This is a genomic window from Streptomyces sp. NPDC051913 (genome assembly GCF_044593635.1).
Taxonomy (GTDB): Bacteria; Actinomycetota; Actinomycetes; order Streptomycetales; family Streptomycetaceae; genus Streptomyces.
Genome location: NZ_JBIUCI010000014.1, coordinates 190,879 through 205,618 on the forward strand (window position 1 = coordinate 190,879; position 14,740 = coordinate 205,618).

Genomic DNA, 14,740 nt, shown 5'->3' on the forward strand with positions numbered 1-14,740 from the left:
GAGCCGTCACCGGACACGTCCCGCGCAACGGCATGCGGGCCTTGCCGCGATTCCCCCGGAACGACCCTTTCGACTTCCGTCGACACCTTTGAAAGAAGTGGCTCATGGCTTTACCGACGTCCAGCGTCATCACCTTGCACATCAACGGCGAGAAGTTCACGCTGCCCGTCGATCACCGCACCACGCTCCTGGACGTGCTGCGCGAGCGACTCGACCTGACCGGCACCAAGAAGGGCTGTGACCAGGGACAGTGCGGTGCCTGCACGGTGCTGGTCGACGGCCGCCGCACGGTGGCCTGTCTGCAGTTCGCCGTGGCGGCCGAGGGGCGTGAGGTCACCACCGTCGAGGGCGTGGCGGACGGCGAGCGGCTCCACCCCGTCCAGCAGGCATTCCTCGACCTCGACGGCTATCAGTGCGGGTACTGCACACCGGGACAGATCTGTTCGGCGATCGGTGTGCTGCGGGAGCACGCCGCTGGGTGGCCGAGCGCTGCCACGGATGACCTGCGGCCCGAGTCGGGACCGCCGCCACTGACCCCCGCGGAGATACGTGAACGTATGAGCGGCAACCTGTGCCGGTGCGCCGCCTACCCCTCGATCGTCGACGCCATTGCACAGGCGGCCGGGACGGCGGCCACAACCGGAGCGGACCCGGAGGGACAGGCGGCATGAAAGAGTTCACCTACCAGAAGGCCGCCGATGTGTCGGGCGCGGTCGCGCTGCTCGGCGACGACCCCGAAGCGCGCTTCCTCGCGGGCGGTACCAACCTGGTCGACCTGATGAAGAGCGGTGTCGAACGGCCCGCCCGGCTGGTGGACGTGCGCGAACTGCCACTGGACCGTATCGAGACCACCGCCGACGGAGCACTGCGTATCGGTGCCACCACCACCAACAGCGACCTCGCGGCACACCCCGAAGTGCGGCGCCGCTACCCGATGCTGACGCAGGCCGTCCTCGCCGGCGCCTCGGGCCAGCTGCGCAACATGGCCACCGTCGGCGGCAACCTCCTGCAACGCACGCGGTGTGCCTACTTCACCGACCTCAGCAAGGCGTGCAACAAGCGTGACCCCGGCAGCGGTTGCCCCGCCATCCGCGGTGAGCACCACAACCACGCCGTGCTCGGCGCCTCTTCGCACTGTGTGGCCGTGCACCCCTCGGACATGGCGGTCGCCCTGTCGGCCCTCGACGCCGTGGTGCACTACGAGACCGCCGACGGCCCCGGCGAAGTGCCCCTCGGCTGGCTGTACCTGCCCGTGGCCGAGACCCCGCACCGCGAAACCGCTCTGCCGCCCGGTACGTTGATCACCCACGTCACCCTGCCTCCGTCACCCGTTGCCGCCCGCTCCCGCTACCGCAAGGTGCGCGAACGCGCGTCCTACGCCTTCGCCATCGGCTCGATCGCGGCAGCCCTCGACGTCCGTGACGGCGTCGTGCACGACGCCCGGGTGGCCTTCGGAGCCGTCGCCAGCCGTCCCTGGAGGGCCCGCGCGGCCGAACGCGTGCTCATCGGGGCGCAGGCCGTCACCGAGACCTTCACCGCCGCCGCGGACGCCGAACTGGCCGCGGCCAGACCGCTGGCGCACAACGACTACAAGGTGACTTTGATGCGCAACCTGACCGTGGCCGTGCTCGGTGAACTCGCCGAGGAGGCCGGCCGATGACCTCGACGACCGTGAAGGGCGCGCCGGTACGCGCCATCGGCACCGAGCACGTCCGCGTCGAAGGCCGGGAGAAGGTCACCGGCACGGCCCGCTACGCGGGGGAGATACCCTTCGCCGACCTCGCGCACGGATGGCTGGTGCTCTCCAGCGCCGCCCGCGGCCGTATCAAGGTCATCGACACGGAGCCCGTCCTCGCCATGCCCGGTGTCCTCGCGGTCCTCCACCACGGCAACGCCCTGCCCCTGCACGCCGACTTCGTCGGCCTGCTGGGGACCAGGCCCGACCCCACCTGCGCCGTGTTCCAGAACGACGAGGTGCCGCACGCGGGCTGGCCGGTGGCCCTGGTCGTCGCCGAGACCCCCGAACAGGCACGCGAGGCGGCGGAAGCACTTCTCGTCCACTACGAACAGCAGCCCCACGACGTCGAGTTCACCGGTGCGGACCCCAACGCCTACCCCGTGGACGGACACATGCCGGCCGTCACGGACAAGGGCGACCTGGAGAGGGAACTCGCCGCGTCCGCGGTCGTGATCGACGCCGAGTACACCACGCCCGAGGAACACCACCACCCGATGGAGCCCCACGCGGCCACCGCCCGCTGGGACGACGGCCGCCTGGAGCTGACCGACTCCAACCAGGGCGCCACCTGGGTCGTCGCGGAACTGGCCAACCTCTTCTCCCTCGACCCGGAGTCCGTGCGCGTGCGCTCGGAACACGTGGGCGGCGGCTTCGGCAGCAAGGGAGTACGCGCCCACCAGGTCGCCGCCGTCATGGCCGCCACCGTCCTGCAACGGCCCGTACGCGTCGTACTGACCCGACGTCAGATGTTCACGCTGGCCGGACACCGCAGCCCCACCATCCAGCGGATCCGGCTCGGTGCGGACCCCGACGGACGCCTGCGCGCCCTGGACCACCGCGCCCTCAGCCGCACCTCCACCGTCTACGAGTTCGTCGAACCGAGCGCAGGCGTGGCCCGGGTGATGTACGACGCGGACGCGCACCACACCGAGAACCAGGTCGTCCGGCTCGACGTCCCCAGCCCCACCTGGATGCGCGCACCGGGCGAGGCGCCGGGCTCCTTCGCCCTGGAGTCCGCCCTCGACGAACTCGCCGAGAAGTGCGGCGTGGACCCCATCGCACTGCGCCTGCGCAACGAACCGGACAAGGGCCCGGTCTCCGGCTTGCCCTTCGCCGGCCGCAACCTGCACGCCTGCTTCGAAGAAGGGGCCCGCCGCTTCGGCTGGGCCCAGCGCGATCCGCGGCCCGGGATGCGCCGCGACGGGCGCTGGCTGCTGGGCACCGGCACCGCCGGCGCATCCTTCGGCGCCGGTGCCGCACCGTCGACCGCGACCATCACCGCGCAGGCCGACGGCGACTTCACCGTCAGCATCGCCGCCGCGGACATCGGCACCGGAGCCCGCACCGCCCTCACACTCGTCGCCGCCGACGCCCTCGACGTGCCCACCGCACGCATCCGGGTGCGGCTGGGGGACAGCGCCTACGGACCCGCGATGATCGCCGGCGGATCCATGGGCACCCGCTCCTGGTCCTGGGCCGTCATGGCGGCCGCCCGCGACCTGCGTGAACGGATGGTGCCGGGCATGGAGATCCCACCGCAGGGCATCACCGTGCGCTCCGACACCACCGAGGCCGTCGCCGCGCTCGCCCGCAAGGAACGCCACTCCTTCGGCGCCCAGTTCGCCGAGGTCGCCGTCGACACGAACACGGGCGAGGTGCGGGTGCGCCGCATGCTCGGCATCTTCGCCGCGGGCCGCATCGTCAACCCCCTCACGGCCAAGGGGCAGTTCACCGGCGGCATGATCTGGGGCATCTCGATGGCGCTGCACGAGGAGGCCAGGCGCGACACCTTCTACGGCGGACCCCTCGGCGCCGACCTTGCGGGCTACCACGTCGCCACCCACGCCGACATACCCCACATCGACGCCGACTGGGTGGACGACCCCGACCCCGAGGACCCCGTCGGTATCAAGGGCATCGGCGAGATCGGCATCGTCGGCGCGGCCGCAGCCGTGGCCAACGCCGTCTGGCACGCGACCGGCGTCCGCCACCGCAGCCTGCCCATCCGCCCCGACCGCGTCCTGACGGCGGGTCGCCTTGCTTGATCTCGCAGCCGACCTGCGACGCTGGCTCGCCCAGGACCGCGATGTCGCCGTCGCCACCGTGGTGTCCGTCGGCGGCAGCGCACCACGCGGCCCCGGCGCCGCCCTCGCCGTCGACTCCGAGGGCGCCGTCATGGGCTCGGTGTCCGGCGGCTGCGTCGAGGGCGCGGTGTACGACCTGTGCGAACAGGCCCTGCACAACGGTCTCAGCGTGCTGGAGCGCTTCGGCTACAGCGACGAGGACGCCTTCGCCGTAGGGCTGACCTGCGGCGGCGTCCTCGACGTGCTGGTCACCGCGCTGCCCGTCGACGCGCCGCTGCGGGCCCTGGTGCGTGGCGCGCTGGACCTCGCCGCCGCGGGGGAGGCGGTCGCCCTCGTCCGCGTCGTCCGCGGCCCCGCGGCGCAGCTCGGCGCGGGACTGCTCGTACGGCCCGACGGCTCGCACCAGGGCACCCTCGGCGCTCACGCGGACCTGGACCGCACCGCCACGGCCGAGGCGCGAGCCGCGCTCGACGCGGGCCGCACCGGCACGGTCGAGGTGTCCGAGGACGGCTCGCACTGCCCCGGCGGACTGACCCTGCTGATCGAATCGAGCGTGCCGGCCCCCCGGATGATCGTCTTCGGGGCGATCGACTTCGCCGCCGCACTGGTGCGCGCGGGCAAGTTCCTCGGCTATCACGTCACGGTGTGCGACGCGCGTCCGGTCTTCACCACCCGCGCACGCTTTCCCGAGGCCGACGAGGTCGTCGTGGAGTGGCCGCACCGCTACCTCCTCCACACGACGACAGACGCCCGCACCGTCCTGTGCGTCCTCACCCATGACGTCAAGTTCGACATCCCTTTGCTGGAGGTCGCTCTGCGCTTGCCCGTCGCTTTCGTGGGTGCCATGGGCTCGCTGCGTACCCACCTCGACCGTGACCGGCGGCTGCGTGAAGCAGGCCTGACAGAAGAGGAGTTGAAGCGTCTGCACTCTCCCATCGGGCTCGACCTCGGAGGCCGCACCCCGGAAGAGACGGCCCTGTCGATCGCCGCCGAGATCGTCGCGACCCGCCACGGCGGAACCGGCCGGCCCCTGACCGGAGCGGGCACCCCCATCCACCACAGCGGCGTCCACTGAGGCGCGCCACCCGCCGCGGCCGTCACCGCACGACCCGAACTCGCGGCCGGAGGGGAGAGGAGCAGGCAGCGAACGCAGGAAGCGCTGGCAGGCCGACTCGTTCATACGGCTGGCGTTGCAGCCGTGACCAAGCTGGTCAACTCCCTCAAGGGCGTCTCCTCCCGCCGTCTGCGCCAGGGATTTCCCGACCTGGTGCGCCACTACGGGTGGGCTGACAAGCTCTGGTACGGCTCCTACTTCGCCGCCACCGTCGCCGGCGCCCCGCTTTCCGTGGTCAAGGAGTACATCGAGCAGCAGAACCGGCCAGGGTGAGCATCGCGCCGGCTCCGCCGGGACGGTCCCGCGACGCTCCGCGCAGGGGGTGAGGAACATACCGTCCGGCTTCGCCGGACAAGAACGCGCGACGCTCCGCGTCGCAGCCATCAGATTCGCTTCACCGCCGGGCTGAAGCCCGATGCACTGCGAATGAATCCCGGTGGCACGAGCCTTGCGCTGGCCGGTGCCGGTTCGTACGCGGACGAGGCGGCTCGGGGCAGGACGACGGCTGCACGAGGAGTCGGTCCGTGCGGCCGGGGCGACGCACATGCGCCATGGTGAATGCAGGGTGCCTCGGGCTGCCGGGCCGCTTGCGGGCGCGGTGGCGGGCGACCGTCCACGGGGTGCAAGCGGTGGGCGCCTGGCGTGCGGTGCCGGGGCGGTGCGGTGTCTGCCGCGGGCGAAGGGGGCCCGGGTTGCCGTGGGGCGGCAGGAGCGCGTGCACCCCGGCGAGCAGGGCCAGGACGTTGAGCATCGGGGCCGGCATCGGAGACGGCAGTTCGCTCGCCAAGGGCGCATAAGCACACAGCAGCGCGGCGGACCAGCGAGCCGTGAGTACCAGCCCACGTCCGGCGCGCCGGCCATGGCCGGCGCGTACGGAATTCCTCTTTCCGTTCTTTCGCACGATGCTCTCCATTCCGGGAACCGGATCGTCGTTCATCAGGAGATCAGAGCACCGTGAACCCCCGGCAGGGCTCATGAGGGGGCTCATGAGTCGCCGCCGACGCTCACGCCAACTGGCCGCCCCTATGCTGGTGTTCACGCGTACTCGGCCCTCTGAGGAGGTGGGCGCACGTGACTGGCGTGTCCGCGGAGAGGCGAACCCGACCGCAGCGAAACGTCCGGCTGGAAGGCCTGATCGAGGAATCCGGTATCAGTCACAAGAGACTCGCCCACCGTCTCAATCAGATCTGCCTGTCGCACGGAATCACCAGTGAATACACGCACACCTCAGTGGCCAACTGGTGCCGCCGCGGCGTACGCCCGCGCTGGCCCGTGCCGCAGTACATCTGTGCCGCTCTGTCCGAAGGGCTGGGCAGGCCGGTCGGCCTTGGAGAGATCGGCATGGAACGGCCGGGGCAACTGGACCGCGACGCCGGTCTGGGGTTCCCGAGGGGCCAACGCGACGCGATCAGCGAAGCATCGTCGTATTGGAGCACAGTGAACCGGCGGACCTTCCTCGCCAGCTCGCCCTTTGCGGTCTCGGCCTTCACGGAACCGGTGACAAGGTGGCTGGTCAACCCGACCGAGCCCCTGTCACCCCTCTCCGGGAGGGTGACGGTCGACCAGGGGCACATTCAGGAACTGCGTCAGGCGGCCGACTCCGCCCGGCTGTGGGACTCCCGGTTCGGTGGTGCGACCTGGAAGTCCCAGTCACTCACCGCTTATCTGTACGACCGGGTCGCACCGCTGCTCGACGGCCGGTACTCCGAGAAGGACGGCCGCGACCTTTTCTCGGTGACCGCCGAGATGGCCAGGCTCGCCGGCTGGACCGCCTTCGACGCCGGCCAGCACCAGGTAGCCCAGCGCCACTTCATCCAGGCACTGAGGCTGGCCAAAGCCGGCAGCGACGTGCACCTCGGTTCGTACGTGCTCAGCACCATGGCCATGCAGGCGCTGATGCGCGGCTTCACCTCGCAGGCCATCGACATGGCTCAGGGCGCGCACGAGCGGGTGCCCACCGCCGACCCGCGCGTGCTGGGGTTCGCCAAGCTCATCGAGGCGCGGGCCCACGCCCGGCAGCGGGACGCCCGGTCGGCCGCCTCGTGCCTAGCGACGGCGGAGCGCCTCCAGGAACGGGGTGCCGCGGAGGGCACCGGGGAGCGCCCCTGGATCGAGTTCTTCTCCCGGCAGCGGATCGTCACTGACGCTACGGAGATCTTCCGCGACCTCGGCCATGCCCGGGCCACCTTCTCCTGGCACGCCCTGGGTTCGATGCCCGGCGACGCCTACGCCCGCTCGCGCGGCATCCGCCTTTCCGTCCTGGCGACCGCCCATGCCCAGTCGGGCGAGCTGGAGCACTCGCTGCGGCTGGGACGTGAATCGCTGCGGCTGTTCGGTCGGCTCCAGAGCATCCGCGGGCTCGACTATTTGAAGATCTACACCGAGTCGCTTGCACCCTGGCGGCGCGAGCCGGTCGTGGTCGCCTACCTGAAGGATGTACGGGATCTCGCCGGACAGCTCACGTCGGCTGCCTGAGCCGACAGCCGAATCTCGGCGATCGACAACCTACCGACGGAGGCCGTTCCCATGAACCGTCTGAATCGTCGAATAGTTCTCTCCGCCGCGGGCGGCAGCGCCCTGTCTGCCGCCCTGCCCGCCGACGACGCAATAGCGAGTCGGCCCTCCCCGTCGGGTGCGCGCCACCAAGTCCGCCAGGAGGAGGTGGAGGCCCTGCGCCGCGCCGTCGCGGCCGTCCGGCACGGCGATTCCCGGCACGGCGGCGGCAGCGTCCAGGCCCAAGCCGCGGCCCACCTGCTCGACCAGTGGGCCCTGCCCCTGTTCGGTCGGCCGCTGCCGGCCGGACGCGAGCACGAGCTGTGCGTGATCTGTGCCGAACTGGCCCGCCTGGCCGGCTGGGCGGCGCTCGACACCGGACGACATGCCGCCGCCCTCCGGTACTTCGACCGTGCCCTGTACTGGGCGCGCGCAGCGGACGACGCGGACGCGATCACCTATGTGCTGGCGACCATGGCCCTGCACGCCGCCCTCTACCGGCGTCCCGCCGCAGCCCTCGATCTGATCCAGTCCGCGCTTGGATCAGGCGCGCACCACGCGAGTACCCGTGTCCTGGCGTTTGCCCGGCTCATCGAGGCCCGCGCCCATGCCCGTGCGAGCGACGGCCGGGCGGCGGGCACCGCCCTCGGGGCCGCCGAGCGTCTCCTCAACGCAGCCCGCCCCGATGCCGCTCCGGAGTGGCTGGACTTCTTCACCCACCCCCGTCTCGCCGCCGATGCCGCGGAGATCCACCGCGACCTGGGCAACATCCGGGCCTGCTTCGCCTGGCACGAGCAGGCGGAGGCGATGGCACCGAACGCCTTCACCCGATCGGTGGGCATGCGGCTCGTGGTCGTCGCCACCGCCCACCTCAAGGCAGGCGACCTGGAGCAGAGCCTGGCCCTCGGGCACCGTTCGGTGGACGTCCTCCAGCGGGTCGACTCGCGCCGCGCCCGCGAATACGTCCTGCGGCTCGTCTCCGGCCTCACCCCGCATCGTGACCTGCGTCCGGTCGAGGCTTTCCTCACCCGAGTCCGACATGAACTGAGCGCCCCGGCAGGGTAGTCGAACACCAAACGGTGCGCGGACACCGCTCGCTTACCCTGCACCCATGAGCCGACCTCGTAGCCTCGCCCTCCCTCCACGGACACGCGCCAGAATCTTGGAGACCGAGCGAGGCCGCTTCGCTGCCCTCGACAGCACCCCGCCCGCCGGGGTTCCGTACGCCGGGACGGTGCTGCTCGTGCCCGGCTTCATCGGCAGCAAAGAGGACTTCCTGCCGCTGCTGGGGCCGCTGGGCGAGGCGGGTTACCGTGCGGTGGCGGTCGACGGCCGCGGTCAGCACGAAACGTCGGGCCCGGCGGATGAGGAAGCCTACGCACAGCGTGAATTGGCCGCCGACGTACGGGCACAGACGGTGGCGCTCGGCGAGCAGGGCGAGGAACCGGACGCCCCGTTGCACCTCCTTGGGCACTCGCTGGGCGCCCTGACCGCACGCAGGGCCGTCCTGACGGCTGCCGCTTCCTGCCCGTGGGCCTCCCTCACGCTGATGGGGGCGGGCCCGGCCGCGGTCCGGCCCGAGCAGCAGAAGCGCGTGCGGCTGCTCGTCGAGTGGCTGCCGGTGCTGGGAAAGGATGCCTTGTGGCAGGAGATGCAAAAGTCGCCGCGATCGGAGCAGGCAGTCGGTGAGCTGCCCGCCGACGTTGCGGAGTTCCTGCACCGCCGCTGGCTGAACACCGTTTCCGAGCAGCTCGTCGCGACGGGCCGCCAGCTCCTCACGGAAACGGACCTGGTCAACGAATTGGCCACCGTACCGATTCCCAAACTGGTTCTGTCCGGCAGCGCCGACTACGCGTGGCCGGTGTCCTGGCAGGACGACATGGCCGTCCGTCTCGCTGCCGACCGGGCGGTCATCGAAGGGGCCGACCACTCGCCCAATGTAGAACGGCCCCTTGAGACGGCCCGCGCGTTGACCGCCTTCTGGCGGCGCGTCGCCGCGCTGCCACGCATGAGGTGACTCGGTCGCCCTCGTGGAAGTAGTGGCCGATGCGACCGGCCGCCCGCCCGCCGGGCATCACCTGCACCTGTCGGCACCACGCTCGCCGACCCGCCGACGCCGGGGTCCTTGACCCCGCTTGCGTGCTGGATGTCGTTCGTTCGTGCTGTGGGCGGGGCAACAGCGGTCATACGCTGGTCTATTCAGTACCAGCAGCGCGGTGTCGGGGGACTGGGATGGGCACGGGGTCGGAGGCGTCTGACGGAACGTCGGACACGGTGTGGTTCATCAGTCATGCGGGGGCGGATCGGCCGTGGGCGGAGTGGGTCGCCTGGCAACTCGTCGATGCCGGGCTGCGGGTTGAGTTGGACTGCTGGGACTGGGGCGCGGGCGACAACTTCGTGCTGAAGATGAACGCCGCCCTCGAGCGCGGCCGGTTCATCGCCCTGTTCTCGCCGGCGTATTTCGAGCCGGACCGGTTTACCACGCCGGAGTGGACGGCGGTCATGGCCATGCGCGAGAAGATCACCCCCGTGCGGGTGTCCGACGTCGAAGCTCCGCCGATCCTGCGCACGTTGATCGCACGGGATCTGTTCGGCCTCGAGCAGGCTGAGGCGCGCCGGGTCTTGCTGGACGCGGTCGCGGGTCCGTCCAGGCCGGAAGCCGAGCCACCCTTCCCCGGCTCGGGCGGGGCACTGCGGCAGCCGGGCGGCAGTGGTCCGCGGCTGCCCGGCAGCCTGCCGCGGGTGTGGCATCTGCCGGCGCGCAACGCCTCTTTCACCGGCCGCGACATCCTCCTCGTGCAGTTGCGCCAGGCTCTGATGGCGGACAGCCGGGTGGCTGTGCAGGCGTTGCACGGCCGCGGCGGGGTGGGCAAGACCCAGGTGGCGATCGAGTACGCGTACCGGTTCGCTGGCGAGTACGAACTGGCGTGGTGGATCGCTGCGGAGGATGCGGCCCTGATCCCCGACCAGCTCGCCGTGGTTGCCGCCCGCACTGGTGTCGCACCGGCGGGAACGCCTGTTGCGGAGGCTGTGCGGTTACTGCTGGAGGACTTGCGGACACGCTCTAGATCGCTGGTGATTTTCGACAACGCCGAAGCCCCCGAAGCGATATCCGGCTTCCTGCCTGGCGGTGCCGCACATGTTGTCATCACCTCTCGGAACCCGCACTGGCGCGTATGTGCCACCCCGTTGGGCGTGAATGTCTTCTCCCGTGCTGAATCCCGTGCCCTGCTGGGCACGCACCATCACGTCCTCAATGAGGCGGATGCCGACGACCTCGCCCAGACACTGGACGATCTCCCTCTCGCGCTCGCGCAGGCCAGCTCCCTGCTCAGTGACGGCCTGTCGGTTGCGGACTTGAGCAGTGAGCTTGCTGCGAACACTTCGGTGGTGCTGGCGGAAGGCTGCCCAGCCGGGTACCCGGTGTCGCTGGCCGCACAGGTTCGTATGACCGCGCGGCGCCTGGCGGCTGAGCAAGCAGCCGCACGAGCGCTGTTGTCGGCGTTGGCGCTGCTTGCCCCTGAGCCCTTTCCCGTCACGGCCTGCGCGGGCCGCCTGTCTGGCCGGGCCTCCGCAGGACTGGTCAAGGCCCTGGAGTCCCCTCTAGCGGCTGGCCCAATGCTCCGGGCGATCGGCAAGCACAGTCTGGGCTGGGTGCAGGACGGCAGCGTGCAGGTGCACCGGCTTACCAAGACTGTGCTCGCCGACCAACTCACGGGCTACCAGCGGCGGCAGGCGGCACGAAATGCCGAAGCTCTCCTCGCTGCGGCTTCCCCCGGCAACGTCAGAGAGCCCGCGACATGGCCCGCCTGGCGGCAGTTACTACCCCATCTGCTAGCCGTCGATCCTGCCTCGATCACCACCAGCGCGGGGCGGGTCGCGGTACGCGAAGCCTGCTGGTATCTGATGGACCGTGGACAGGCCCGCCCCGCCCGGGACCGTCTGGAAGAGTTGTACGAGGCATGGTTGCGGCAGGTGGGCCCAGATCACCATGACACTCTGTGGACCGCGAATTCCCTCGCGCGCGCTTACGACGACACCCAGGCCCACGAGCGGGCGCGCGCCTTGGACGCAGATACCCTCAGACGGCGTCAGCGGCTTTTGGGTGAAGAGCATCCCGACACCCTGACCACGGCCTCCAATTTAGCGATTCGGTTGGCAAGACTGGGTCGGGTGGAGGAGGCGCTGGTTCTGGGGGAGGAGACGCTGCTCCGGCGGCGGCGGGCGTTGGGTGAGGAGCATCCCGACACCTTGATCTCGGCGTCCAATCTGGCACTTATTCTTGCGGATGCGGGGCGGGTGGAGGAGGCGCTGGTCCTGGGGGAGGAGACCTTGCTCTGCCAGCGGCGGGTGCTGGGTGAGGAGCACCCCGGCACGTTGAGCACGGCGTCCAACCTAGAGCTCAGTCTGGCAGCGATGGGTCGGGTGGAGGAGGCGCTGGTTTTGGGGGAGGAGACGCTGCTCTGCCAGCGGCGGGTGCTGGGTGAAGAGCATCCCGACACCCTGACCACGGCCTCCAATTTAGCGATTCGGTTGGCAAAACTGGGTCGGCTGGAGGAGGCGCTGGTCCTGGGGGAGGAGACGCTGCTCCGGCGGCGACGGGTGCTGGGTGAGGAGCATCCCGACGTCGTGAGCATGGTGGAGGTACTGGAGTGGGTGAAGGGACTGAACGCTGAGGAGTGAGCCCCTGCGGCACCGACTTGAACGGCCGGAAAGGCATGCACCGTGCCCGATCAATGCCTTCTAACCCGGGGCAAGCCACCAGAGGCGGGTAGTTCGGCGCCGTGACAGCAAGGCGGGCTTGTGCTTCGAATGCCTGAGCGAGGTGCATTCCGGCACTGTGACGTCCCCGGCGGTGGTGGAGTGGGTGCGGCAGCTGAAAGCTGGGAGGCAGACGCCTCAGGCATGGCAGGCCCACGGCTGGCAAGTAAAATGAGCCAGGCCCCGAGCCATGCCTCGTCCTTCGGAGGCCCCTACCGCCCGCGTCCGTGGCCGTGCCGTCAGGCGCACCTGATGCCCGTTCGTCTCATAACGGGCCTATCTCGGCTATCAGTGCAGCAATAGCAACCGGCGACAGCCCGGTGACCCGGCACTCCGCCATGATCAACCCACGTGCCCCCGCACCCATCATGTACAGATCAACGAGCCACCCTGACGCCAGGCCATGACCAACCATGCACGAGGTCGTCAGGGCGCGGTCGAAGTGCACGTCAACCGCAGCAGGATGCTCAATGCCCCAGATGTTCGGCCGCACGGCTTGAACATCCTGCGCTAGAGCTCGCCGCTGTCTGCCAGGCGGCCCAGTGCACCTCGCTCATCTGCCGCGCTGGGAGGCGGTGAGGCCGGAGCGGCGCTTCGATGGCTGCCATGAGTGAGCGCGAGGATTTTCTGGCCTGGGTCGGATCGGACCTGTATGCGGCGGAGCTGGCCCTCCACAACGGTGACGCGGGCCCGCGTAGAGGGCTGTGGTCCCACGGGGAGCCGGTGAGCGTGCTCGGCGCGTGGCGCAACGCCTTCGGGCTGCGCGAGGTCGATGAGCTCTTCACCCACCTCGCGGAGAGCTTTTCCGAGTGCACGTCGTATGCGTTCGATCTGCGGGCGTACGACGTGGTGGGCGACCTGGCCTGGACGGCCGGCTTCGAGCGCACGTCGGTGTCCGTTAACGGCGAGCCCACGAGCTACGCGCTGCGGGTGACACAGATCTACCGCCGCGAGGACGGGGGGTGGCGGGTCGCCCACCGTCATGGGGACGAAGGACCGTGACCGGCACTTCCCGGCTGGTGCCGCTGCGGCGTCTGCCTGCGGAAGTGGTGAACATCTGCTGTCGGTTCTCCGGATCTGGCACAACGTGTGTGATTGCGCTGAGTCACCAGGGCGATGTCTTGCACCGCCGCGACCGCCAACTTTCTCGCCTGTCGCCCGCTCCACGCCCCGCAAACGTCCTCAGATCTCTTCGACGACCAGCGAGGACGTCGTGCCGTCGACATCCGCAGCCAAGGCCATGGTGTCGGCCGTGACGACGGTGCTGCGGCCAGAGAATCCGGCGTCCTCGTACAGGGTCACCCGGAAACCCTGGTCGACGGCCATCGAGCTGATGGTGTCGTTCAGGGCTCCCAGGGCCTCGGTGTCGTAACGGCCGATGGCCAAGCGGCGGTAATCCCCCCGCATGTTGGGCTCCGCGTAGACGACGACGCCTCCGCCCAGAGACTTGGGCGGGACGTTGCCCTCGTAGACCTTCACATACAGCGTGCCCACGTATTCGCCTCCACGTATCTTCCAACTCGCCCCGACCGCTGCATTATGTCCGTGTAACAGCCGGAATGGTGGCCTGGTGGCGCTGTGTCCAGCGCGCCATGTCCGGGGGGCGGGAACCCGCGTGCCGGCCATCCGCCATCCTCACGGCGGGCCGTACATCCGCGCAGGCCATGACTTCGGATTCTCTGGCAGCCGACACCCTGCCTTGCTTGCCCCGACACCGCTGGCTCCGCCCATGCTCCAGGGCGGGGGCGGTGTACCAATCGATCCAAGCCATCTCCGTTGGGCGACCCAGCGTGATCACACAAGCTGCGCCAGAGCCGGTTCGCCCGTGAACAAAGCCATCTACGTCATCGCCACCGACCCAGCCGCACCGCTCGACCGGCCCGCCTGGTGTCACATGACCGGATACCGCTACCTCGGCCCCGTCCCTGAATGGGCCGAGATGTCTCCGCACTTCGTCTCACGTCCAAGCCGATGGCGACCCGGCCCGATGCACCCTGGCGCCGGGCCGAATCGGGCCGCTGATGTCGGGGGGAGTGCTCATCGGTGACCAGGCCCCGCACCGCCAACGCCTTCGGGTAAACGGCAACAGTTCCGCCGGGCGGGGGTGCACGCGGTGACCTGGGCTACCACCTCGTACGGCCCGTCCTGGTGGCGGAGTTCCTTGCCGATACCGCTGTCGGTGGCGGTCGCGTCGCCACCCGGTGTGCTTCCTGCGGCTTCGTGACGACCCCACCGCGCAGCAGGTGCCGCCCTTCGGGGCCTGGCCGCATGATGCTCATCCGCGGCCGGCTGCCCGCGTTCGACGGTGGTCGCATCTCCGACCATGGTTCCGCTTGCGTGAGCACCGTCTTGGAGCCCCAGGTGACTTGCCTGCCTTCCAGGGCACAGGAGAGCAGAGTGCCGCGCCCATCGGAGTGGGCGGACTTCTTCGATGGAGCCCTGCGGCTGCTGGTCCCTCATGCTCTCCAGGGCTCATGACAGGTCCGCAAAATATGATGTGGGTCACATTGGAAACGGTGACGTTTTCTTTGAGGTCTGGCTAAGGTGGTG

The 14,740-nt window shown here is 69.9% G+C and carries 11 protein-coding genes; 10 read left to right on the forward strand and 1 reads right to left on the reverse strand.

Annotated features, from left to right (window positions below; translation table 11 throughout):
- Window positions 1–104: 104 nt before the first annotated feature.
- The 10 genes from ACIHIX_RS34810 to ACIHIX_RS34855 all read left to right on the forward strand — a co-directional run bounded on the left by ACIHIX_RS34810 (window position 105) and on the right by ACIHIX_RS34855 (window position 13,192).
- Window positions 105–671 carry a (2Fe-2S)-binding protein gene (locus ACIHIX_RS34810; protein ID WP_399963296.1) on the forward strand — a complete coding sequence of 189 codons (567 nt, stop codon included), beginning with the start codon at window positions 105–107 and terminating at the stop codon, window positions 669–671.
- The gene (locus ACIHIX_RS34815; protein ID WP_399963298.1) at window positions 668–1,660 is read left to right on the forward strand and encodes an FAD binding domain-containing protein; all 993 of its coding nucleotides are present in this window, start codon (window positions 668–670) and stop codon (window positions 1,658–1,660) included. The genes ACIHIX_RS34810 and ACIHIX_RS34815 overlap by 4 nt, the downstream gene beginning before the upstream one ends.
- Window positions 1,657–3,783 carry a xanthine dehydrogenase family protein molybdopterin-binding subunit gene (locus ACIHIX_RS34820; RefSeq protein WP_399963300.1) on the forward strand — a complete coding sequence of 709 codons (2,127 nt, stop codon included), beginning with the start codon at window positions 1,657–1,659 and terminating at the stop codon, window positions 3,781–3,783. The genes ACIHIX_RS34815 and ACIHIX_RS34820 overlap by 4 nt, the downstream gene beginning before the upstream one ends.
- Window positions 3,776–4,897 (forward strand): XdhC family protein, encoded by a 1,122-nt coding sequence (locus ACIHIX_RS34825; RefSeq protein ID WP_399963301.1) that lies wholly within the window; start codon window positions 3,776–3,778, stop codon window positions 4,895–4,897. The genes ACIHIX_RS34820 and ACIHIX_RS34825 overlap by 8 nt, the downstream gene beginning before the upstream one ends.
- A gap of 123 nt (window positions 4,898–5,020) precedes the next feature.
- Window positions 5,021–5,209: a transposase gene (locus tag ACIHIX_RS34830; RefSeq protein WP_399963303.1), complete on the forward strand. Its 189-nt coding sequence runs from the start codon at window positions 5,021–5,023 to the stop codon at window positions 5,207–5,209.
- Between the two features lie 1,224 nt (window positions 5,210–6,433).
- Window positions 6,434–7,411 carry a sporulation protein gene (locus tag ACIHIX_RS34835; protein ID WP_399963305.1) on the forward strand — a complete coding sequence of 326 codons (978 nt, stop codon included), beginning with the start codon at window positions 6,434–6,436 and terminating at the stop codon, window positions 7,409–7,411.
- Window positions 7,412–7,462: 51 nt separating this feature from the next.
- Window positions 7,463–8,494 carry a sporulation protein gene (locus ACIHIX_RS34840; protein WP_399963307.1) on the forward strand — a complete coding sequence of 344 codons (1,032 nt, stop codon included), beginning with the start codon at window positions 7,463–7,465 and terminating at the stop codon, window positions 8,492–8,494.
- A gap of 46 nt (window positions 8,495–8,540) precedes the next feature.
- Window positions 8,541–9,446, forward strand: a complete 906-nt coding sequence (locus ACIHIX_RS34845) for an alpha/beta fold hydrolase (RefSeq protein WP_399963309.1) — start codon at window positions 8,541–8,543, stop codon at window positions 9,444–9,446.
- 257 nt (window positions 9,447–9,703) lie between these two features.
- Window positions 9,704–12,112, forward strand: a complete 2,409-nt coding sequence (gene fxsT, locus ACIHIX_RS34850) for an FxSxx-COOH system tetratricopeptide repeat protein (RefSeq protein ID WP_399963311.1) — start codon at window positions 9,704–9,706, stop codon at window positions 12,110–12,112.
- Window positions 12,113–12,796: 684 nt separating this feature from the next.
- Complete coding sequence (locus tag ACIHIX_RS34855; RefSeq protein ID WP_399963313.1) at window positions 12,797–13,192, forward strand: nuclear transport factor 2 family protein; 396 nt, start codon at window positions 12,797–12,799, stop codon at window positions 13,190–13,192.
- A 180-nt stretch (window positions 13,193–13,372) separates the two neighbouring features.
- Here the strand turns inward: ACIHIX_RS34855 and ACIHIX_RS34860 are convergent, their stop codons facing one another.
- A complete protein-coding gene (locus tag ACIHIX_RS34860) occupies window positions 13,373–13,684 on the reverse strand; it encodes a hypothetical protein (RefSeq protein WP_399963315.1) in 312 nt (103 codons plus the stop codon).
- Between the last annotated feature and the right edge of the window lie 1,056 nt (window positions 13,685–14,740).